General features: G+C 71.6%; 18 protein-coding genes and 5 tRNA genes. 15 read left to right on the top strand and 8 right to left on the bottom strand.

Features of this window, described 5'->3' with window-relative positions:
• Positions 1–2 precede the first annotated feature (2 nt).
• From ACZ3IL_RS00815 to ACZ3IL_RS00795, 5 genes are all read right to left on the bottom strand, one after another.
• A complete protein-coding gene (locus ACZ3IL_RS00815) occupies positions 3–3,251 on the bottom strand; it encodes a nitrate- and nitrite sensing domain-containing protein (RefSeq protein WP_467385423.1) in 3,249 nt (1,082 codons plus the stop codon).
• 338 nt (positions 3,252–3,589) lie between these two features.
• Positions 3,590–4,171 (bottom strand): GTP-binding protein, encoded by a 582-nt coding sequence (locus ACZ3IL_RS00810; protein ID WP_116158662.1) that lies wholly within the window; start codon positions 4,169–4,171, stop codon positions 3,590–3,592.
• On the bottom strand, positions 4,152–4,556 hold the full coding sequence (locus ACZ3IL_RS00805) for a DUF742 domain-containing protein (protein WP_384120824.1): 405 nt from the start codon (positions 4,554–4,556) through the stop codon (positions 4,152–4,154). The genes ACZ3IL_RS00810 and ACZ3IL_RS00805 overlap by 20 nt, the downstream gene beginning before the upstream one ends.
• Positions 4,557–4,721: 165 nt before the next feature.
• On the bottom strand, positions 4,722–5,135 hold the full coding sequence (locus ACZ3IL_RS00800; protein ID WP_030496942.1) for a roadblock/LC7 domain-containing protein: 414 nt from the start codon (positions 5,133–5,135) through the stop codon (positions 4,722–4,724).
• A 9-nt stretch (positions 5,136–5,144) separates the two neighbouring features.
• Positions 5,145–8,951, bottom strand: coding sequence for a sensor histidine kinase (locus ACZ3IL_RS00795; RefSeq protein ID WP_467385422.1), 3,807 nt, complete (start codon positions 8,949–8,951; stop codon positions 5,145–5,147).
• Between the two features lie 570 nt (positions 8,952–9,521).
• Here ACZ3IL_RS00795 and ACZ3IL_RS00790 point away from each other — a divergent pair.
• From ACZ3IL_RS00790 to ACZ3IL_RS00750, 9 genes are all read left to right on the top strand, one after another.
• Entirely contained in the window at positions 9,522–9,725 is a 204-nt protein-coding gene (locus ACZ3IL_RS00790) for a hypothetical protein (protein ID WP_467385421.1), read from the top strand.
• Positions 9,726–9,835: 110 nt separating this feature from the next.
• The gene (locus ACZ3IL_RS00785; protein ID WP_467385420.1) at positions 9,836–10,621 is read left to right on the top strand and encodes a fumarylacetoacetate hydrolase family protein; all 786 of its coding nucleotides are present in this window, start codon (positions 9,836–9,838) and stop codon (positions 10,619–10,621) included.
• Complete coding sequence (gene gltX, locus ACZ3IL_RS00780; protein WP_467385419.1) at positions 10,614–12,089, top strand: glutamate--tRNA ligase; 1,476 nt, start codon at positions 10,614–10,616, stop codon at positions 12,087–12,089. The genes ACZ3IL_RS00785 and gltX overlap by 8 nt, the downstream gene beginning before the upstream one ends.
• Positions 12,090–12,176: 87 nt before the next feature.
• Complete coding sequence (locus ACZ3IL_RS00775; RefSeq protein ID WP_467385418.1) at positions 12,177–12,899, top strand: HAD family hydrolase; 723 nt, start codon at positions 12,177–12,179, stop codon at positions 12,897–12,899.
• A gap of 91 nt (positions 12,900–12,990) precedes the next feature.
• A tRNA-Gln gene (locus ACZ3IL_RS00770) sits at positions 12,991–13,062 on the top strand.
• Positions 13,063–13,101: 39 nt separating this feature from the next.
• Positions 13,102–13,174, top strand: a tRNA-Glu gene (locus tag ACZ3IL_RS00765).
• An 84-nt stretch (positions 13,175–13,258) separates the two neighbouring features.
• A tRNA-Glu gene (locus tag ACZ3IL_RS00760) sits at positions 13,259–13,334 on the top strand.
• Between the two features lie 19 nt (positions 13,335–13,353).
• A tRNA-Gln gene (locus tag ACZ3IL_RS00755) sits at positions 13,354–13,425 on the top strand.
• A 42-nt stretch (positions 13,426–13,467) separates the two neighbouring features.
• Positions 13,468–13,540, top strand: a tRNA-Glu gene (locus tag ACZ3IL_RS00750).
• A gap of 127 nt (positions 13,541–13,667) precedes the next feature.
• Here ACZ3IL_RS00750 and ndgR read toward each other — a convergent pair.
• Positions 13,668–14,384 carry an IclR family transcriptional regulator NdgR gene (gene ndgR / locus ACZ3IL_RS00745; protein WP_189981172.1) on the bottom strand — a complete coding sequence of 239 codons (717 nt, stop codon included), beginning with the start codon at positions 14,382–14,384 and terminating at the stop codon, positions 13,668–13,670.
• A 140-nt stretch (positions 14,385–14,524) separates the two neighbouring features.
• Between ndgR and leuC the strand changes: the two genes are divergently transcribed.
• The 4 genes from leuC to ACZ3IL_RS00725 all read left to right on the top strand — a co-directional run bounded on the left by leuC (position 14,525) and on the right by ACZ3IL_RS00725 (position 17,740).
• Positions 14,525–15,949 carry a 3-isopropylmalate dehydratase large subunit gene (gene leuC, locus ACZ3IL_RS00740; protein WP_467385417.1) on the top strand — a complete coding sequence of 475 codons (1,425 nt, stop codon included), beginning with the start codon at positions 14,525–14,527 and terminating at the stop codon, positions 15,947–15,949.
• Between the two features lie 5 nt (positions 15,950–15,954).
• Positions 15,955–16,548, top strand: coding sequence for a 3-isopropylmalate dehydratase small subunit (gene leuD, locus ACZ3IL_RS00735; RefSeq protein ID WP_467385416.1), 594 nt, complete (start codon positions 15,955–15,957; stop codon positions 16,546–16,548).
• Between the two features lie 104 nt (positions 16,549–16,652).
• The gene (locus ACZ3IL_RS00730) at positions 16,653–16,880 is read left to right on the top strand and encodes an SCO5555 family protein (protein ID WP_467385415.1); all 228 of its coding nucleotides are present in this window, start codon (positions 16,653–16,655) and stop codon (positions 16,878–16,880) included.
• A gap of 143 nt (positions 16,881–17,023) precedes the next feature.
• A complete protein-coding gene (locus tag ACZ3IL_RS00725) occupies positions 17,024–17,740 on the top strand; it encodes an HU family DNA-binding protein (protein ID WP_467385414.1) in 717 nt (238 codons plus the stop codon).
• Between the two features lie 75 nt (positions 17,741–17,815).
• On the opposite strand, the gene ACZ3IL_RS00720 is transcribed toward ACZ3IL_RS00725, so the two are convergent.
• Complete coding sequence (locus tag ACZ3IL_RS00720) at positions 17,816–18,025, bottom strand: hypothetical protein (RefSeq protein WP_467385413.1); 210 nt, start codon at positions 18,023–18,025, stop codon at positions 17,816–17,818.
• 10 nt (positions 18,026–18,035) lie between these two features.
• On the bottom strand, positions 18,036–18,683 hold the full coding sequence (gene cofC / locus ACZ3IL_RS00715) for a 2-phospho-L-lactate guanylyltransferase (protein WP_467385412.1): 648 nt from the start codon (positions 18,681–18,683) through the stop codon (positions 18,036–18,038).
• Between the two features lie 125 nt (positions 18,684–18,808).
• Between cofC and ACZ3IL_RS00710 the strand changes: the two genes are divergently transcribed.
• Together ACZ3IL_RS00710 and ACZ3IL_RS00705 are read left to right on the top strand one after the other, a co-directional pair.
• On the top strand, positions 18,809–19,561 hold the full coding sequence (locus ACZ3IL_RS00710; RefSeq protein WP_467385411.1) for a lysophospholipid acyltransferase family protein: 753 nt from the start codon (positions 18,809–18,811) through the stop codon (positions 19,559–19,561).
• Positions 19,558–20,559: an NAD(P)H-dependent glycerol-3-phosphate dehydrogenase gene (locus ACZ3IL_RS00705; RefSeq protein ID WP_467385410.1), complete on the top strand. Its 1,002-nt coding sequence runs from the start codon at positions 19,558–19,560 to the stop codon at positions 20,557–20,559. Before ACZ3IL_RS00710 ends, ACZ3IL_RS00705 begins: the two co-directional genes overlap by 4 nt.
• Positions 20,560–20,577 lie beyond the last annotated feature (18 nt).

Below are 20,577 nucleotides of genomic sequence, written 5' to 3'. Positions count from 1 at the left end.
CACTAACGCTCCTGGTTGTAGGTACTGCCCGGGCCGAGGCCCGATCCGTTCGTGTCCGTCCCCGCGTTGCGTCCCTGCTGGACGCCCCGGCGCAGGTTGCTCAACCTGCCCCGGACGTCCTCGGGGGCGCGGGAGACCTGGGGGCCGCCCTGCGGGGTCTGTTCGGCCGTGCCCTCGACCAGGTTGGCCTTCGGGACCCGCCGGGGGAGACCGGACGAGGTGACCCCGCCCGCCTTCGGCTCCTTGAGCTTCCCGGCCCGCTGCCAGCGCTCGTCGTTGGTCGAGCGCCAGTCGTCGGGACCGTCGGCTTCGTTCTGCTGCTGTTCCGGCTGCGAGGCCTCGGCCCGCTGCGCCGCCGGGGCGACGCTGCCGCGGCGCGGCAGGCCGGCGCCGGTCAGCGCGTGGCCGGCGTCCGGAGCGGAACCCGGGGTCGGACCCGGACGGTCGAAGCCTACGCGGTCGGCGGCCTGTTCGGGAGCGGCCGGAGCAGATTCCGGTTCCGCTCCGTACTCCTGTGCGTAGTCGTTCCGGTAGGCGTTCTGATCCGGCCACTCCGCCTGGTGGGACTGGGGATCGAACGTATTTCCATACGCCTGGTGTTCGGTTCCCTGGGCATCGTACGGGGCTTCCGCATAGCCGGACTGCGGATACGCCTCGTAACCCGGCTGCGGTGCCCCGTAGCCGCCGTCGGCGTACCCCTCCTGCTGCGGGTACCCGGCCGCGTACTCCTGGCCGTACTCCTGGGGCTGCGGCTGGGGCTGCCCGTACTCCTGCGCCGGAGCGTACTCCGCCGCGTACTCCTGGCCCCCGGGGGTCTGCTCCCGGCCGTACTCCTGCTCCTGGGGCGCCCGGCCGTACTCCTCCGTCCGCTCCGTCTCGTCGCGGAAGAGGGGCCGCTCGTCCTCCTGGGCCCGGCCGCCGAGCGCGGCACGCCGGCTCTCGTGCCGCACCGAACGGTCGACCGGGGCGGAGGGGCGCTCCTCCCCGGACGGCTGCTGCTCGTAGCGAGAGTCGTCGAAGCCGAGGTCGGCCGCGGTCAGCGCCGGCTGCGCCGAACCGCCCTCGAAGGCGTTCTGCTGCTGCTGTTCCGGAATGATCTGGGAGACGGTGAAGTCGTCGTGGACCGGCTGCTCGCCGCCGCCGCCGTGCGTGATCGCGTCCGGCAGCATGACCAGCGAGGTCGTTCCGGCCTGCTCGCCCGAGGGGCGGAGCTGGACCCGGATGCCGTGCCGGTCGGCCAGCCGGCCGACCACGAAGAGGCCCATGCGCTGCGAGACGGCGGCGTCCACGGTCGGCGGGTTGGCCAGCTTGTGGTTGATGTCCGCGAAGTCCTCGGCCGTGAGGCCGATGCCCTTGTCGTGGATCTCCACCATCACGCGGCCGTCGGGGAGACGGGTCGCGGTGACGCGCACCTTGGTCTGCGGGGAGGAGAACGTGGTGGCGTTCTCCAGCAGCTCGGCGAGCAGGTGCACGAGGTCGGTCACGGCCTGGCCGTGGATCTCGGCCTCCGGGACGCCCGCCAGCTCGATGCGCTCGTACTGCTCCACCTCGGAGGAGGCGGCGCGCATGACGTCGACCAGCGGGACCGGCTGGTCCCAGCGGCGGCCCGGCTCCTCGCCGGCGAGGACGAGGAGGTTCTCGCCGTTGCGGCGCATGCGGGTCGCCAGGTGGTCCAGCTTGAAGAGGTTCTCCAGCTGGTCCGGGTCGGCCTCGTTGTTCTCCAGGTCCGTGATGAGGGTCAGCTGGCCCTCGATCAGCGACTGGTTGCGGCGCGAGAGGTTGGTGAAGATCGCGTTGACGTTGCCGCGGAGCATGGCCTGTTCGGCGGCGAGCCGGACGGCCTCGCGGTGGACCTGGTCGAAGGCGCGGGCGACCTCGCCGATCTCGTCCCGGGAGTCGATCGGGATGGGCTGCACCCGGGTGTCGACCCGGCCCGGCTCGGTGCGGGAGAGCTGGTCGACCAGCATCGGCAGGCGCTGCTCGGCGATGCCGAAGGCGGCGGTCCGCAGCGCCCGCATCGAGCGGCTCATCTGGCGGGCCATCATCCCCGCCAGGACGAACGCCGCGAGCAGGGCGACGACCACGACGGCGCCGTTCAGCCAGGCGTCCGTCTTGGCGTCGTCGGAGATCTGGGCGGCCTCGGCCACGGCCTTGTCGACGAGGGACTTCTCGACCTCGCTGTAGCCCGAGAACTTGGCGGTGGCGACCGCCGTCCACGTCTCCTGCGTGATGCCCCTGGCCTTCAGGGCGGCGATGCCGTCCGGGCCCTTGGCGGTGCCGATCGCGGAGGCCATGCCCGAGTAGAAGGTGCCGTCCTTGCCCTTGGGCGGCACGGCGTCGGCGCCCTGCGCCTCCCTGGCGCCCTCGGCGGCCTTGGAGGCCATGACCTTCTTGAGGAGTTCGACGTCCTCGGGTATGCCGCCGGAGCTGAACTCGCCGAGGGCGATCTGCTCCAGGTAGTTGTACGAGTTGAACGCCACGGACTGCTGGGCGAAGACCGCCTCGCTCCGGCTGGGCCGGACGAGGAGCTGGGTGCCGATGGACCGCTGGAGGGACTCGGCGCCCTTGGCGAGCTGGATCGCGTAGACGCTGCGGCCGTAGCTGGTGATGTTGCCGGTGCCCAGGCCGAGCTCGTTGGAGAACTCGGTGAGGTAGTGCTGGACGCCGGTGTACGCGAGCTGGGTGTTCACCGGGTCGTAGGAGCGGGCGTACGCGTCCTTGCGCAGCGCGTCGAGCTTCGGCTCCTCGTCCTTGAACAGACGCAGCCGGCGCTCCAGGCCCTGGCCCGAGGGCAGGTTCTTGGCGGCCTCGGCGAACTTGGCCCGGGCGGCGTCGGTCGTGGCGTACGCCTGCTGGACCTCGGTGCTCCTGCGGTCCTCCGGGGTCCTCGCGAGCAGCAGCGGAGCGGCGGTGAGGTCCCGCTCGTTGAGCAGGGCGGTGCTGTACTCCGAGGCGGCGCGCACGATGAGCGCCGTCTTCTCGGCGTCCTGGGCCTCCTGCCAGGTGTCGATCGACCCCTTGACCTGGAAGCCGCCCATGACGAGGCCGACGAGCACGGGTATGAGGAGGATCGCGTTCAGACGGGTGGGCACCCGCCAGTTGCGGGGCGACAGCTTGCTGGAACTTCCCTCGGTCGCCTCGACGGGCGGCGGCGTCACCGGCGCGTCCGCGGGCGGCACCGCCGTGCGTGACGGCGGCGTGAAGTTGCCCCGCGTCTCCTGCTCCGCGGAGCTTTCCTTGCTTCGCCTCACTCGACCAACAACCTCTCGGCGTCGGCACCTACGTTGTGCCGGTGTTTCGTTCAGGGCCGTACTACTCGGGAGTTCATGAATTGCAGCACGTGAAGGGGGTCCCTTCCAAACACCGGGAGGCGGCCGCTTCCCGCGGCCCGGACCGAGAATAAAACGGGCATAAAGAGCGAGCCCCGCCAAATGGCGGGGCTCAGGTGAGCACAGCGGCACCGACCGGATGCGTCGGGTGTCCGTGGCGCCCCAATTCTCTGTCGAAATGTTATGAACATGAGGACGGCCGTGTCGAACGACACAGACCGCCCCGGCGGGAGCGCGGGACAACCGCCCGGCCCGTCCCCCTACTTGAGCCGCGCCATGAGGGCGTGTTCGACGAGGGTGATGAGGGCGCTCTTGGCGTCGGCGCGGTGGCGGGCGTCGGTGGTGATGATGGGGGTGTCGGGGCCGATCTGGAGGGCTTCGCGTACTTCTTCGGGCTGGTAGGGCTGGTTTCCGTCGAAGCCGTTGAGGGCGATGACGAAGGGGAGGCCCGAGTTCTCGAAGTAGTCGACGGCGGGGAAGCAGTCGGCGAGGCGGCGGGTGTCGACGAGGACGACGGCGCCGATGGCACCCCGCACCAGGTCGTCCCACATGAACCAGAACCGGTCCTGTCCGGGGGTGCCGAACAGGTACAGGATCAGGTCCTGGTCGAGGGTGATGCGGCCGAAGTCCATGGCGACGGTCGTCGTCGTCTTGCCACCCGTGTGGGTGAGGTCGTCGATCCCCGCCGAGGCGGAGGTCATGACGGCCTCGGTACGCAGCGGGTTGATCTCCGAGACGGCACCGACGAACGTGGTCTTGCCCACGCCGAAGCCACCCGCCACCACGATCTTCGCGCTGGTGGTCGACCGGGCGGCACCGCCACTAGAGCTTGCGAAGTCCACTGAGCACCCTTTCGAGCAGAGTCACGTCCGGCGTACCGCCGGTCTCTCCGTTGCCCGGCTGGTGGATCGCCACCATGCCGGCCTCCGCCAGGTCGGCGACGAGGATACGGGCGACGCCGAGGGGCATCGACAGGAGGGCCGACACCTCGGCCACCGACTTGACCTCACGGCACAGGTGGCAGATCCGCTGGTGCTCGGGAAGGAGCGTGGCGAGGTGCGCCGGGTCGGCCGTGGTGCTGACCAGCGCCTCGATGGCGAGCTGGTAGCGCGGCCGGGTCCGGCCGCCGGTCATCGCGTACGGACGCACCAGCGGCTGGTCGCCCTCGTATCCGTACTCGTCGACTGAGGAGCCGTACGGATCGTGAGAGGCGGGGGGCGGGGTCATGAATCCTCCGGGCGTGACAGCAAGGCTTCTGCCGTCTGATGGGGCCGGTGGGGGGCCGGATGGGGCGGCCGGACGGTGAACGGTGCCCAGGGCGGTACGGAGGGGCGTACCGCCCTGTCGGTCATTCGGGGCGGGGGTCGGTCGGGCGTCCGGGTACGGACACCGCTAGTGGAGCAGACTGCCCTGGAGCTCCGCGCGGAGGTCCGGGGTGAGCACGCTGCCGGCCCGGTCGACCAGCAGCGCCATCTCGTAGCCCACGAGGCCGATGTCGCACTCGGGATGGGCGAGCACGGCCAGCGAGGAGCCGTCCGAGACGGACATGAGGAAGAGGAAGCCGCGCTCCATCTCCACCACGGTCTGTGCGACGGGGCCCCCCTCGAAGATCCGGGACGCACCCGCGGTCAGCGAGGTCAGTCCGGACGCGACCGCCGCCAGCTGGTCGGCGCGGTCGCGGGGGAATCCTTCCGACATGGCCAGCAGGAGTCCGTCGGCGGAGACCACCACCGTGTGGGACACCCCGGGGGTGTTGTCCACGAAGTTGGTGATCAACCAGTTCAGATTCTGCGCCGCCTGGCTCATCGCGTTCAACTAACGCTCCTGCTGATGGTTCGGACCGAGGTGGAAGCTACCCGTGGTCGAGTTGCCCGCCTGCCGGCCCTGCTGGATGCCGCGGCGCAGATTGGTGAGCCGGCCGCGGACGTCGTCGGGTGCACGCGAGACCTGGGGGCCGGCCGTGTGGGCCTGCTCCTGTGCGGTCCCGGGTACGAGGTTGGCCTTCGGCACGCGCCGGGGGAGGCCGGAGGTGGTGACGCCGCCGGCCGCGGGCTTGCGCACCCGCTCGGCCTGACGCACCAGCTCGTCGTTGGGCGAGGTCCGCCAGGCGGCCCCGCCGGTCTGCCGGCCGCCGTCGGCGGCCTGGTCGCCGGCCGGCCCGGAGGCCGGAGCGGACGTCTGCTGCACGACCGGGACCGGCGCCGTCTGCGCCGGGTCCTGGGCCTGGCCGGGGGCCTGGGCCTGCTCCTGGTGGAACCAGTTGGTCTCCAGGTTGTCGTACAGCGGCGTACGGCCGTCGCCCGCGCCACCCGCCGGAGGCAGGGCCTCCGGACGGCGCGGCTGCTGGAGCTGCTGCGGCTGCTGCCGGACCGGCTCGGCCGGGCGCGGGGCGCCGAAGTCGTCACCGGGCCGCTGGAGCGGCGCCGGAGCCTGCTGGGGCTGCTGCTGGGGCTGCTGCGGCACGAACGGCTGCCGGCCGAACTGCTGCCCGCCGTCCTGGTACCCCTGGTATCCCTGGGGGGCCTGCGGCTGCTGCGGGGCCTGGGCCTGCTGCGGCGCGCCGAGGTCGGGACGGGCGAACTGCCCCGTGGAGCCCGGGCCCTGCGGGGCGCCGAAGTCCGGACGCGGGAACTGGGCCGTCGACGCCGGGTCCTGCCCGCCGTCCTGGTACCCCTGGGGGGCCTGCGGCTGCTGCGGGGCCTGGGCCTGCTGCGGCGCGCCGAAGTCGGGGCGGGCGAACTGCCCCGTGGAGCCGGGGCCCTGCGGAGCCGCGAACCGGCCCGTGGTCTCCGGGTCCTCGTGGCCGCGCGGGGCGTCCGGCAGGGACGCCTCCTGCCGCGGGTACCGCGCCTGCTCGTCGCCCCAGCTCGCGGCCTGCGGGCGCTGCGGCCGGGGAGCGCCGCCGGGCAGCTCGGCGCGCGGGAAGTCGTACCCGCCCTGCTGGTTGCCCTGGTTGCCCTGGGGGGCCTGCGGCTGCTGCTGCGGGCCCGGCCCGGCCTGCGGGGCGTTCCGGTTGCCCCACACGTCCGTGCGGGACGGGATGGCGCTCGCGGCGCCACCGATGAGACCACCCCCGCCGGGCCCCGGACGCAGGGCGTCGGGGGACTGGGGAGCCTGCGGCATCCGGCCGGTCTGCTCCAGCTGCGCGTTCTGCGGCTGCGGAGCGCGGGTCCGCTGCGCGTCCTGCGGACCGCCGGCGAGCGGCGAACCGTCACGGGCGGGCAGCGCGGCCCGCGGGCCGCCCGTACCGACCTGACCGCGCGCGGCACCCGTGCCGAGCCTGCCGGCCGGCGCGCCGCCCGGGCCCGGACGTCCGCCGCCGGGACCACCGGCCGCGCCGGGGCCGCCGGGCAGCCGGCCGCCCGGGGCGGAGGCGCCCGGAGGCATCGCGCCCTGGCCGCCGGCGCCCGGCTTGGGCATCGGCTTCTTGCCGCCCTGGGCGACGTCGACCGGGAGCATGACGAGCGCGGTGGTGCCGCCGGAGTCGGAGGGACGGAGCTGGATGCGGATGCCGTGTCGCAGGGACAGGCGGCCGACCACGAACAGACCCATGCGGCGGGAGACGGAGACGTCCACGGTGGGCGGCGAGGCCAGCCGCTCGTTGATCGCCGCCAGGTCCTCGGGGGAGAGGCCGATGCCGGTGTCGTGGATCTCGACGAGCACGCGCCCGTCGGGCAGCGCGTGGCCGGTGACCCGGACCTTCGTCTGGGGGGAGGAGAACGAGGTGGCGTTCTCCAGCAGCTCGGCGAGGAGGTGCACGAGGTCGTTGACGACCCGGCCGGCTACCTCGGTCGCCGGGACCGCGGCCAGTTCGATGCGCTCGTACTGCTCCACCTCGGAGGCGGCGGCGCGGAGCACGTCGACCAGCGGGACCGGGCGGGTCCAGCGGCGGCCCGGCTCCTCGCCGGCGAGGACGAGGAGGTTCTCGCCGTTCCGGCGCATGCGGGTCGCGAGGTGGTCGAGCTTGAACAGCGAGGAGAGCTGGTCCGGGTCGGCCTCGCGGGACTCCAGCTCGGAGATGAGCGAGAGCTGGCGCTGGATGAGGCCCTGGGAACGGCGCGAGAGGTTGGTGAACATCGCGTTGACGTTGCCCCGGAGGAGGGCCTGCTCGGCGGCGAGGCGGACGGCCTCGCGGTGCACCTCGTCGAAGGCCGCGGCCACCTTGCCGATCTCGTCCCGGGAGTGCACGCCGACGGACTCGACGGAGGTGTCGACGTCCTGCGGGTCGGACTCGGAGAGCTGCTTGACGAGCTCGGGCAGGCGTTCCTGGGCGACCTTGGTCGCGGTGTCCTGGAGCCGGCGCAGCGAGCGGATCATGGACCGGGCCACGACGAAGGCGCCGATGAGCGAGACGCCGAGGACGAGGAGGATCAGCGCACCGTTGATGATGGCCTCGCGCTGCGACTCCTGGCGCAGCTCGCGGGCCATGCCCTCCATGTCGCCGAGCAGACCGCTCTCGATGCGGTTCATGGCGGTGATCTTGGTGCCGTACTCGTCGGTGAAGTTCAGGTGACCGCGCTTGACGCTCTCCCGCATCGCGTTGTCGGTGTTCAGCACGCGCTCGGCGTACTTGTCGGCGGCGATGATCGACGGGTTGCCCCGGTTCAGGGTCGCGGTCAGCTCGTCGGCGTCGCCGCCGGTCGACTCGTAGATCGCCTGGAAGGTCTTGAGCTCGACGCCCTCACTGTTGAGCGCGGCCTCGCCGTAGAGGCGGTCGCCCTGCGCGATCTGCCCGGAGGTCTTGTCGCTCGGGGGCAGCGCCGCCGCGATGATCGCCTGCTGGATGGAGGCGTACTCCTTGGCGGACGAGAACGCGGCGAGCGCGCGGGTCCGCTTGATCATCTCGGGGTTGCTGGTCGCCTGCGCCATGTCCTGGGACAGGCTCAGGAGCGAGCGGATGAGGCGGCTGTACGCCTCGACCGTCACCGAGTGGGAGACGCCCTTCTCGTAGGCGCTGCTCCGGATGGAGTGGAGGTCGGTGACCTGCGAGGCGATCTGGCTGACGTTCTGCCGGATGCTGCGCAGCGCCTCGTCGCCGTCGGCGGTCGGGATCTCCTCGGTGGCGGTGAGGAAGGCCTTGTACTCGAGGTCCGTCTTCCGGCGCGGGTTGGAGACCTGGTAGTCGCTGCTGGGGCGGCCGTTGGCCAGCGGACCGGCGGACAGGTCGCGCTCGGTCTGGAGGGCCTGCGCGAGGTCGGTCGCCTCACGGGTCAGCTTGGTCAGCAGCTGCATGTGGTCGAGCTGCTCCATGTCCTGGAGCGACTCGTTGATGCGGATGGCGCCCAGGGAGGTCGCCGCGACCACGGGCAGGGTGAGGAGCGCGACCAGGCGCGTGGAGATGCGCCAGTTGCGAAGGGCTATTCGGGGGCCGACCCCGTTGTCGGCGTTCCCGGTCCGGGAACCGGGGGGAGCGGCGGACGGGTCGGCCGGAGCGGCCGCGGCGCCCGCGCGACGGCCGCCGTCACCGCCCTCGCCGGACGGTCCCTGACCCTGGTTCGGGGTGTGCGGGGCCGAGGGACCGCGGTCGGTCCCGGCACGCGGTTCCTGCTCCGCCGGAGCATCCGCTCGGCCCTGGCGGGCCTGGGGAGACCCCGAGCCATCCCTCTTGAAACGTCCCTGCACTAGCGTCGCAACCTCTGGACCAGGCGCCCTTCCGGATGAACGGAGAGGGCGGTGTCGGCGTCGTCGGGGGGCGTGGAGCACCCCAGGTGGTCGTCGGTGACCGGCGCAGTTCCCCCTTCTCCCCGCCACTCGGCCGGCGCTGCGTTGCGCCCCCTGCGCGCCGGCTTGAAACCCGCGGCGGTGCGTGGAATTCCAGCACAGTGGCGGATCTCCAACAAGGGCCGCGTGTCGCGCCGGGAGAGGTATGACAACGCGTGCGCAAAGGATCACCCCTTGTAGAAAAGGAGCAGGGATTATTCGGACCTTTCCGCCCCAATGGTCTGGCATCCCCGTGTGTCCCAGTCGGCATGATCGGGAGCGGAATAGATCGTTCAGTGGCGTAATGTCCCTTTCGCGGCCGATCGGACACCGTCCGTAATGCCCGGAAACTCCCCTCATAGGTGAGCAAACTCACACCGCAATCGATGTCTTGGCCATGCATCTGAAGGGAAACGCGTGTTTAGCCTGACGTTTTACGTCCCCGCGCGCCCGCCCGGGCGCCCGTCCCAGAACAAGGTCTGAGTCACCGCGATGAAGAAGACGACGCTCCGCACCACGGCCAACCCCCGCCGCTCCACCCTCGTCCACCTCACGGACGCCGCACAGCTCGGCCGGGGCGCCCGGCCGGAGTACGCGGTGGAGCTGCCCGGCCGGACGGCCAACCCGCGCCGCACCGTCCTCATGAAGGCCCCGGCCCCGTACGAGCCCGCCCCGTACGCGGCCGCCTCCCGCTAGCGCCCGCCCCCGCCGGCCCGCACGCCCCGCGCCGCCCCGGGGCGGCCCCCCGCCGCGTTAGCCTGGAGCGTCAGACTCCAGCCAGTACCAAGTGAGGGGCGACAGCACTCGTGCGCATCGCCAGATTCTCCATCGACGGCAATGTGGCCTTCGGCGCGGTCGAGGGCGAGGGAACCGTCGAGTCCGGCGGCCTCGTGCTCGACATCATCAAGGGCATCCCGTACACCGACTTCGAGCTCAGCGGCACCAAGGTCCCGCTGAGCAAGGTGCGGCTCCTGCCGCCGGTGCTCCCCAACAAGGTCGTGGCCATCGGCCGCAACTACGCCGAGCACGCCGCCGAACTCGGCAACGAGGTCCCCGAGGTCCCCGTCGCCTTCTTCAAGCCCACCACCTCGGTGATCGGCTCCGGCGACGCCATCGAGTACCCCTCCTTCTCCAGCGAGCTGCACCACGAGGCCGAACTGGCCGTGGTGATCGGCCGCATGTGCCGCGAGGTGCCCCGGGAGCGCGTCAGGGACGTGATCTTCGGCTACACCTGCGCCAACGACGTCACCGCCCGCGACGCGCAGCGGCGCGAGAAGCAGTGGGCGCGCGCCAAGGGCTTCGACACCTCCTGCCCCCTGGGGCCCTGGGTGGAGACCGACCTCGATCCGGGCGACCTCACCGTCCAGGCCACGGTCAACGGCGAACAGCGCCAGCTCGGCCGCACGAGCGACATGGTCCGCTCCGTCGAGGACCTGGTGGTCCACATCACCGAGGCCATGACGCTGCTCCCCGGCGACGTCATCCTCACCGGCACCCCCGCCGGGGTCGGACCCCTCAACGTCGGCGACGAGGTCGCCGTCACCATCGAAGGCATCGGCACTCTCACCAATAAGGTGATCAAGCGTGGCTAACGCGAAAATCCGCGTCCGTTTCTGTCCCTCGCCGACCGGCAACCCCCACGTGGGCCTGGTCCGCACCGCCCTCTTCAACTGGGCCTTCGCCCGGCACAACCAGGGCACCATGGTCTTCCGCATCGAGGACACCGACGCCGCGCGCGACTCCGAGGAGTCGTACGACCAGCTCCTCGACTCGCTGAAGTGGCTCGGCCTCGACTGGGACGAGGGCCCGGAGGTCGGCGGCCCGCACGCCCCGTACCGCCAGTCGCAGCGGATGGACCTCTACAAGGACGTCGCGGACAGGCTGCTCGCCGGCGGCTACGCGTATCCCTGCTACTGCACCACCGAGGAGCTCGACGAGCGCCGCGAGGCCGCCCGCGCCGCCGGCCGCCCCTCCGGCTACGACGGCCACTGCCGCGACCTCACCGGTGAGCGGAAGGCCGCGTACGAGGCCGAGGGCCGCACGCCGATCGTCCGCTTCCGGATGCCCGACGAGCCGATCACCTTCACCGACCTGGTCCGCGGCGAACTCACCTTCACCCCGGAGAACGTGCCCGACTACGGCATCCTCCGGGCCAACGGCGCCCCGCTCTACACCCTGGTCAACCCGGTCGACGACGCCCTCATGGAGATCACCCACGTCCTGCGCGGCGAGGACCTGCTCTCCTCCACCCCGCGCCAGATCGCGCTCTACAAGGCGCTGATCGAGCTGGGCGTCGCCAAGGAGATCCCCGCCTTCGGCCACCTGCCCTACGTGATGGGCGAGGGCAACAAGAAGCTCTCCAAGCGCGACCCGCAGGCCTCCCTCAACGTCTACCGGGAGCGCGGCTTCCTCCCGGAGGGCCTGCTGAACTACCTCTCGCTCCTCGGCTGGTCCTTCTCGGCCGACCAGGACATCTTCACCGTCGAGCAGATGGTCGAGAAGTTCGACATCGCTGACGTCAACGCCAACCCGGCCCGCTTCGACCTCAAGAAGGCCGAGTCGATCAACGCCGACCACATCCGCATGCTGGACGTGAAGGCGTTCGCCGAGGCGTGCGAGCCCTGGCTGCGCGCCCCGCACGCCCCCTGGGCGCCGGAGGACTTCGACCGGGCCGCCTGGGAGGCCATCGCGCCGTACGCCCAGACCCGCCTGACCGTCCTCTCGGACATCACGGCCAACGTCGACTTCCTCTTCCTGGACGAGCCGGTCTTCGACCGGGCCTCGTGGGACAAGGCGATGAAGGGCGAGCCCGCCGCGCTCCTCACCACCGCCCGGGAGAAGCTCGCGGACGCCGACTGGAGCGACCCCGAGTCCCTCAAGGGCGCCGTCCTGGCCGCCGGCGAGGCCCACGGCCTCAAGCTCGGCAAGGCCCAGGCCCCGGTCCGCGTCGCGGTCACCGGCCGCACGGTCGGCCTGCCGCTCTTCGAGTCGCTGCAGATCCTCGGCAGGGAGAAGACCCTGGCCCGCGTCGACGCGGCGCTGGCGAAGCTCGCCGCGTAGGCGTCACCCCGGCGTACGGGACGGAGGGCGGCGACCGGAACGGGTCGCCGCCCTCCGGCGCGTCCCCGCCGTCGGTACCGTGGCCCCATGACCATCCGGGCGGTCCTCTGGGACATCGACGACACGATCTTCGACTACGCCGCCGCCGACACGGCCGGCATGCGCGGCCACCTCGCGGCCGAGGGACTGCTGGAGGGCTTCGGCACGGTGGAGGCGGCCCTCGACCGGTGGCGGGAGCTGACCGCCTTCCACTGGCGCCGCTTCGAGCGGGAGGGTGGCGACTTCCTGGACCAGCGGCGCGACCGGGTCCGGGACTTCCTGGACAGGCCGGGGCTGACCGCCGCCGAGGCCGACGCCTGGTTCGACCGGTACGTCGTCCACTACGAGGCGGCCTGGGCGCTCTTCCCCGACACCGTGCCCGTGCTCGACCTCCTGGCCCGTGACTACCGTCACGCGGTCCTGTCGAACTCCAGCATCCGCAACCAGGAGCGCAAGCTCCGGGTCCTGGGCGTCCGGGACCGTTTCGAGGCCGTCCTGTGCGCCGCCGAACTGGGCGTGGCGAAGCCGGCCCCGGAGGCCTTCCACGCGGCCTGCGACGCCCTCGGCCTGCCCCCGCACCAGGTGGCGTACGTCGGGGACCAGCCGGACATCGACGCCCGGGGCGCGGTGGAGGCGGGGCTGCGGGGCGTCTGGCTGGACCGCGCGGGCCTCGGCGGCAGGCCCGAGCTGCACCGGATCACGGACCTCCACCAGCTCCCGGACCTGCTCCGCCGGGATACCCGTTTTGGAGCGCGGTCCACCTTCGGGTAATGTTCTTCCTGCGCCGAGGGGAGCGAGCCGAAAGGCGAGAACCCGGAAAGCGCAAGCCGAGCAAGATCCCCGGACGGGGACGTTGCCCCGGTGGCCTATGGTGTAATTGGCAGCACGACTGATTCTGGTTCAGTTAGTCTTGGTTCGAGTCCAGGTAGGCCAGCTCGCAGAGCTCATCTGCATCGTGGATCTCATCCACAAAGCCCCCGTTGTGTAGCGGCCTAGCACGCTGCCCTCTCAAGGCAGTAGCGCCGGTTCGAATCCGGTCGGGGGTACTGATCCATCCTGCGGAACACCTGGGTAGCTCCCGGTGTCTACGCGGTGACATCACCCGGCTCCGGCCGGGTGGGATCGCTAGGGCCCCCGTTGTGTAGCGGCCTAGCACGCCGCCCTCTCAAGGCGGTAGCGCCGGTTCGAATCCGGTCGGGGGTACCAACTGGTTCTAAACCACCAGTGGCCTATGGTGTAATTGGCAGCACGACTGATTCTGGTTCAGTTAGTCTTGGTTCGAGTCCAGGTAGGCCAGCGCAGTGACATCATGCGATTCCGTCGCGTGAATCCATATCTTGCCCCCGTTGTGTAGCGGCCTAGCACGCCGCCCTCTCAAGGCGGTAGCGCCGGTTCGAATCCGGTCGGGGGTACGAGACGAAGAAGCCCTTCCCTTCGGGGGAGGGCTTCTTCGCTGTCCGGCGGCCGTACGGCCCCGCGCGATTCCGGCCCACCGCTGCGGCGTTGGAGCGGTGGGCCGGGACGTACGGGGGGCGGGGGTCAGCCGTTGCGGCGCAGCGCCTCGGAGAGGCGGGCGGCGGCGTCGATGACCGCCTGGGCGTGCATGCGGCCCGGGTGGCGGGTCAGGCGCTCGATGGGGCCCGAGACCGAGACGGCGGCCACCACCCGGTTCGAGGGGCCGCGCACGGGCGCGGAGACGGACGCGACGCCCGGCTCCCGCTCGCCGATCGACTGGGCCCAGCCGCGCCGCCGCACGCCCGACAGGGCCGTCGCGGTGAAGCGGGCGCCCTGGAGGCCGCGGTGCAGCCGCTCGGGCTCCTCCCAGGCCATCAGGATCTGCGCCGACGAGCCGGCCTTCATCGTCAGCGTCGAACCGACCGGGACGGTGTCCCGGAGGCCCGAGAGCCGCTCGGCCGCCGCCACGCAGATGCGCATGTCGCCCTGGCGGCGGTAGAGCTGGGCGCTCTCGCCGGTGACGTCGCGCAGGTGGGTGAGCACCGGGCCCGCGGTCGCGAGCAGCCGGTCCTCGCCGGCCGCGGCGGCGAGCTCCGCGAGGCGCGGTCCGAGGATGAACCGGCCCTGCATGTCACGCGCCACCATCCGGTGGTGTTCCAGTGCCACGGCGAGACGATGTGCCGTGGGCCGTGCGAGTCCCGTCGCCGCGACCAGTCCTGCGAGGGTGGCCGGACCGGACTCCAGGGCGCCCAGGACAAGGGCTGCCTTGTCGAGAACGCCTACGCCGCTAGAGTTGTCCATGCAACGATATTCGCGTCTCACTCTGTGAAACGCAAGTTCAATTTCCCGGGGAACTTGTCACTCTGGTGGGGCGGCCGCACAACGGCCCGCGCAACGGGTTTCTAGTTGTGCCGACGCAGACGTCGGCCGGAGGGAAAGCGATGGGTAGGACACTCGCGGAGAAGGTCTGGGACGACCACGTCGTCCGGCGCGCCGAGGGCGAGCCCGACCTCCTCTTCATCGATCTGCACCTGCTGCACGAGGTGACCAGCCCCCAGGCCTTCGACGGCCTGCGCCAGAACGGCCGGCAGGTGCGGCGCCTCGACCTCACCATCGCCACCGAGGACCACAACACCCCCACCCTCGACATCGACAAGCCGATCGCGGACCCCGTCTCCCGCGCCCAGCTGGAAACCCTGCGCAAGAACTGCGCCGAGTTCGGCGTCCGGCTGCACCCGCTGGGCGACGTCGAGCAGGGCGTCGTCCACGTCGTGGGACCGCAGCTGGGCCTGACCCAGCCCGGCACCACCGTGGTCTGCGGCGACTCGCACACCTCCACCCACGGCGCCTTCGGCGCGCTGGCGTTCGGCATCGGCACCAGCCAGGTCGAGCACGTCCTCGCCACCCAGACGCTCCCGCTCGCCCGCCCGAAGACCATGGCCGTCACCGTGGACGGCGAACTGCCCGAGGACGTCACCGCCAAGGACCTGATCCTGGCGATCATCGCGAAGATCGGCACCGGCGGCGGCCAGGGCTACATCCTGGAGTACCGGGGCTCCGCCATCGAGAAGCTCTCGATGGAGGCCCGGATGACCATCTGCAACATGTCCATCGAGGCCGGCGCCCGCGCGGGCATGATCGCCCCCGACGAGACCACCTTCGCCTACCTGAAGGGCCGCGCCCACGCCCCCGAGGGCGAGGACTGGGACGCCGCCGTCGCGTACTGGAAGACCCTGAGGTCCGACGAGGACGCGGTCTTCGACGCCGAGGTCGTCGTCGACGCGGCCTCGCTGGCCCCCTTCGTCACCTGGGGCACCAACCCCGGCCAGGGCGCGCCGCTTTCGTCGAACGTCCCCGACCCGGCCTCGTACGAGGACGCCTCGGAGCGCCTCGCCGCGGAAAAGGCCCTGGAGTACATGGGGTTGACCGCCGGGCAGCCGCTGCGCGACATCAGGGTCGACACCGTCTTCGTGGGCTCCTGCACCAACGGGCGCATCGAGGACCTGCGCAACGCGGCCTCGCTCCTGGAGGGCCGCAAGGTCGCCGACGGGGTCCGCATGCTGGTCGTCCCCGGCTCGGTCCGGGTCGCCCTCCAGGCCGTCGAGGAGGGCCTGGACAAGGTCTTCAAGGAGGCCGGCGCCGAATGGCGGCACGCGGGCTGCTCGATGTGCCTCGGCATGAACCCCGACCAGCTGGCTCCCGGCGAGCGCTCCGCGTCCACCTCCAACCGCAACTTCGAGGGCCGGCAGGGCAAGGGCGGCCGGACCCACCTGGTCTCGCCCCAGGTCGCCGCCGCCACCGCCGTACTGGGCCATCTGGCCTCTCCGGCCGATCTGTCCGACGTCGCCACTCCCGCGGGGGTCTAGGAACCATGGAAGCTTTCACCACCCACACCGGCCGGGCCGTCCCGCTGCGCCGCAGCAACGTCGACACCGACCAGATCATCCCCGCCCACTGGCTGAAGAAGGTCACCCGCGACGGCTTCGAGGACGGTCTCTTCGAGGCGTGGCGCAAGGACCCCGAGTTCGTCCTCAACCGCCCCGAGCGGCAGGGCGCCACGGTCCTGGTCGCCGGCCCCGACTTCGGCACCGGCTCCTCCCGCGAGCACGCCGTCTGGGCGCTCCAGAACTACGGCTTCCAGGCCGTGATCTCCTCCCGCTTCGCCGACATCTTCCGCGGCAACTCGCTGAAGAACGGCCTGCTGACGGTCGTCCTCCCGCAGGAGACGGTGGACGCCCTCTGGGAGCTGACCGAGGCCGACCCGACCGCCGAGGTCACCGTCGACCTGGAGCGCCGCAAGGTCCTGGCCGCCGGGATCGACGCCGACTTCGAGCTCGACGAGAACGCCCGCTGGCGTCTGCTGAACGGGCTCGACGACATCAGCCTCACCCTTCAGAACGAAGCCGACATCGCGGCCTACGAGGCGGCGAGGCCGTCCTTCAAACCCCGTACAATTACGGTCTGAGCAGCGCTTTTCCACGACTGCGCCCCCCACCGCCCGGTGGGGGGCGCAGCCGCTTGTTGAGACCCTGTCGGGCGACAACTCGCCCCAGATGGCACAATCGGTGCATGGAACGCGACAGCCAACTCGAGCTCTACGAGGCAGTCGCCGCCCGATTGAAGGAAGCGCACGCGACCGTGCGCTCACTGCAAGTCCCGGAGGGCGTAAGGATGGCGCTGTCCCGGAAGCTGCTGGTCGTGACGGCCGCGGCGAAGCACGATCTCAAGGACGCGGCGAGGCGTCTGGACCGGTTGATGAAGGACCTCGACGAGGGCCGATTCCCCGAGGACGACTGACACCAGGAACTCCGCAACGGCTCTTCCGCGTTGCGGCACTAGGGTGATTAGACCGTTTCGTGTTTGATTTGCGGTATATACATGCCTAACGTGCGAAAAAGCTTGAACACTTTCGTTCTGGCAATGTCTCCGAAGGGGAAGACGTGAACAAGGCGCAGCTCGTAGAAGCGATTGCCGACAAGATGGGCGGTCGCCAGCAGGCCGCCGAAGCCGTCGACCACGTGCTCGACGCCATCGTGCGGGCCGTGGTCGCCGGCGACCGGGTCTCCGTCACGGGATTCGGCTCGTTCGAGAAGGTCGACCGGCCGGCCCGCTACGCCCGCAACCCGCAGACCGGCGAGCGGGTCCGCGTGAAGAAGACCTCCGTCCCCCGCTTCCGCGCCGGTCAGGGCTTCAAGGACCTGGTCAGCGGCTCGAAGAAGCTCCCCAAGGGCGGCGAGGTCTCCGTCAAGAAGGCCCCCAAGGGCAGCCTCACCGGCGGCGCCTCCGCGACCGTGAAGAAGGCCGCCGCCAAGAAGGCCACCACCGCCAAGAAGGCCGCCGCGAAGAAGGCGACCCCGGCGAAGAAGACCGCGACCACCGCCGCCGCCGCGAAGAAGACGACGCCCGCGAAGAGGACCGCGACCACCACCGCCGCCGCGAAGAAGGCGACCCCGGCGAAGAAGACCGCCACCACCGCCGCCGCGAAGAAGAGCTCGGCCGCCGCCAAGAAGACCACCACCGCCGCGGCCAAGAAGACCACCAAGGCCACGGCCAAGAAGACCGCCCCGGCCGCGAAGAAGACCGCGGCGACGACGGCGCCCGCCAAGAAGACGACGGCGCGCAAGACCACCGCCAAGAAGACCGCCGCCAAGAAGTAGGACGTGCGGGAACGATCCGCCGGGCCGGGCTCCCCACGGGGAGCCCGGCCCGCGGCGCGTCCGGCGCCTCCCGGATCAGAACGTCTGGAGCGTCACCAGCGTGATGCGCGGACCGGCCCCCGGGCCGCCCGGCTCCGTCTCGATCCGTACGCGCTGCCCCGGACGCAGCAGCCTCAGCCCGCCCGCCTCGAAGGCCTCCGCCCCGAACTCCACGGGGGTGCCGTCGTCGAGCAGCACACTGCCGCTGCGGGTCTCGGGGTCGTACGTGAACGCGGTCGCCTGCATGGGCCGCAGCCTATCCGGCCGCCCGCAGCCACCGGGCGGCCGTCCGCGGCCCGAGCCCCAGCTCCCCGGCCTCCGCCAGGTCCTCCCCGGTGTCCACGTCCCGGCGCACGGAATCCACCCCGGCGAGCCTGATTTCCGCCGCCCCCGACGACAAATGCCGCAGCCTCGACGCGCCCCCGAATGCCGGTTCCAATTCCACCCCCGGCGACGCCGAGAGGAATGTCGTACCGATTTCGGCGGCGTCCGCGAGAAATGCCCTCGGAAATGCCCGCGCGGCGTCCAGGACCCGGGCGAGCTCCGCCGGGCGCAGCGCCGGGAGGTCCGCGCCGAGCGCCGCCACGCGCGCGTGCGGCCGCCGGGCCCGCACGGTCCGCGCCCCGTGCGCGAGCGCCGCGTTGAGCCCCGCCGCCGGGGCGTCCGGCACGATCCGCGCGCCCAGCGCCGCCAGGGCCGCGCCCGCCGCCGGATCGTCGGTGACGACCGCCACCTCCCGCACCCGCGCGCACTCCAGCGCCGCCCCCACGGTGTCCTCGGCGAACGCGAGCGCCAGCCGGGGGCGCAGCCGCGCGCCCGCCGCCGGGGCCAGTCTGCTCTTCGCCAGGGCAAGGGGTTTCAGGGGTACGACGAGGGACCAGCGGTCGTCGGCGTCGGTGTTCATCACGGACCATTCTGTCCCGCCCACGCGGCTCGCCGGAGGGGCCGGGGCGTACGGTGTCCTCGACAGACCAGGAGCATGGGGCGACACTGACCCCCTGCCAGCCAGTCCCGGAGAAAGGTGTCCGCGTGCCCCGCCGCAGAATCGGCTTCTGGTACCGCCTCGCGGCGGTCATCGTCAAACCCCCCATGACGGTTCTGTTCAAGCGGGACTGGCGCGGCACCGAACACATTCCCGCCGAGGGCGGATTCATCACCGCCGTGAACCACAACTCCTATCTGGACCCGCTCTCCTACGCGCACTACCAGTACAACACCGGCCGCGTCCCCCGCTTCCTCGCCAAGGCGGCCCTCTTCAGGGGCTCCTTCGTCGGCATGATGCTCCGCGGCACCGGGCAGATCCCCGTCTACCGCGAGACGACCAACGCGCTGGACGCCTTCCGCGCCGCCGTCGACGCCATCGAACGCGGCGAGTGCGTCGCCTTCTACCCCGAGGGCACCCTGACCCGCGACCCCGCGATGTGGCCCATGGCGGGCAAGACCGGAGCCGCCCGCGTCGCGCTGCTCACCAAGGCCCCCGTCGTCCCGGTGGCCCAGTGGGGCGCCAACCTCGCGATGCCGCCGTACGCCAAGGAGAACAGGCTCAGGCTGTTCCCCCGCAAGACGCTGATCGTGCAGGCCGGCCCGCCGGTGGACCTCTCCCGCTTCCACGGCCTGGAGCCGACGCCCGAGGTGCTCCGCGAGGCGACCGAGACCATCATGGCCGCCATCACCGCCCTCCTGGAGGAGATCCGCGGCGAGAAGGCGCCCGCCGAACCGTACGACCACCGCAGGGCCCGCCTCGCGCAGCGCCGCAAGGCCGCCGAGGGAGGCGCCAAGTGACCAGGGCCGCCGTCTTCGGCAACGGCTCCTGGGGCACCGCCTTCGGCATGGTGCTCGCCGACGCGGGCTGCGAGGTGAGCCTCTGGGGCCGCCGCGCGGAACTCGCGGAGGAGATCAACGCCACCCGGACCAACCCCGACTACCTGCCGGGGGTCGAACTCCCCCGGGGGATCACGGCCACCGCCGACCCGGCCGAGGCCGCCGCCGGCGCCGACTTCACCGTCCTGGTCGTCCCCTCGCAGACCCTCCGGGGCAACCTCGCCGCCTGGACGCCGCTCCTCGCCCCCGGCACGGTCCTCGTCTCGCTCATGAAGGGCGTCGAACTCGGCACCGCCAAGCGGATGAGCGAGGTCATCACCGAGGTCGCGGACGTGCCCGCCGAACGCGTCGCCGTCCTCACCGGCCCCAACCTGGCCAAGGAGATCGCCGCGCGGCAGCCCGCCGCCGCCGTCGCCGCCTGCGTCGACGAGACGGTCGCCCAGCGGCTCCAGACCGCCTGTCTGACCCCGTACTTCCGCCCGTACACCAACACCGACGTGGTGGGCTGCGAGCTGGGCGGCGCCGTCAAGAACGTCATCGGCCTCGCCGTCGGCATCGCCAACGGCATGGGGCTCGGCGACAACTCCAAGGCCACGCTCATCACCCGCGGCCTCGCCGAGACCACCCGCCTCGGCCTCGCCATGGGCGCCGACCCGCTCACCTTCTCCGGTCTCGCGGGCCTCGGCGACCTCGTCGCCACCTGCTCCTCCCCGCTCTCCCGGAACAACACCTTCGGCACCAACCTCGGCCGGGGGATGACCCTCCAGGAGACCGTCGCGGCCACCCGGCAGACCGCCGAGGGCGTCAAGTCCTGCGAGTCGGTGCTCGATCTGGGCCGCCGCCACGGCGTCGACATGCCCATCACCGAGACGGTCGTCTCGATCGTCCACGAGGGCAAGCCGCCGGTCGTCGCCCTCAAGGAGCTGATGTCGCGCTCGGCGAAGCCCGAACGCCGCTGAGCCGGACGGGCCGGGCGG

The organism is Streptomyces sp. NPDC014907, assembly GCF_055562975.1.
Note: the sequence above shows the minus strand (reverse complement) of the source record. Positions and strands in the feature narration are given on the sequence as shown.

Bases quoted from the DNA above. Each gene is read 5' to 3' on its own strand.
- ACZ3IL_RS00790 (WP_467385421.1), top strand. From the start codon at position 9,522: ATGAAGAAGACGACGCTCCGCACCACGGCCAACCCCCGCCGCTCCACC.
- ACZ3IL_RS00805 (WP_384120824.1), bottom strand. From the start codon at position 4,556: ATGACCCCGCCCCCCGCCTCTCACGATCCGTACGGCTCCTCAGTCGAC.
- leuC (WP_467385417.1), top strand. From the start codon at position 14,525: ATGGGTAGGACACTCGCGGAGAAGGTCTGGGACGACCACGTCGTCCGG.
- ACZ3IL_RS00730 (WP_467385415.1), top strand. From the start codon at position 16,653: ATGGAACGCGACAGCCAACTCGAGCTCTACGAGGCAGTCGCCGCCCGA.
- ACZ3IL_RS00800 (WP_030496942.1), bottom strand. From the start codon at position 5,135: ATGAGCCAGGCGGCGCAGAATCTGAACTGGTTGATCACCAACTTCGTG.
- ACZ3IL_RS00720 (WP_467385413.1), bottom strand. From the start codon at position 18,025: ATGCAGGCGACCGCGTTCACGTACGACCCCGAGACCCGCAGCGGCAGT.
- ndgR (WP_189981172.1), bottom strand. From the start codon at position 14,384: ATGGACAACTCTAGCGGCGTAGGCGTTCTCGACAAGGCAGCCCTTGTC.
- cofC (WP_467385412.1), bottom strand. From the start codon at position 18,683: ATGAACACCGACGCCGACGACCGCTGGTCCCTCGTCGTACCCCTGAAA.
- ACZ3IL_RS00775 (WP_467385418.1), top strand. From the start codon at position 12,177: ATGACCATCCGGGCGGTCCTCTGGGACATCGACGACACGATCTTCGAC.
- leuD (WP_467385416.1), top strand. From the start codon at position 15,955: ATGGAAGCTTTCACCACCCACACCGGCCGGGCCGTCCCGCTGCGCCGC.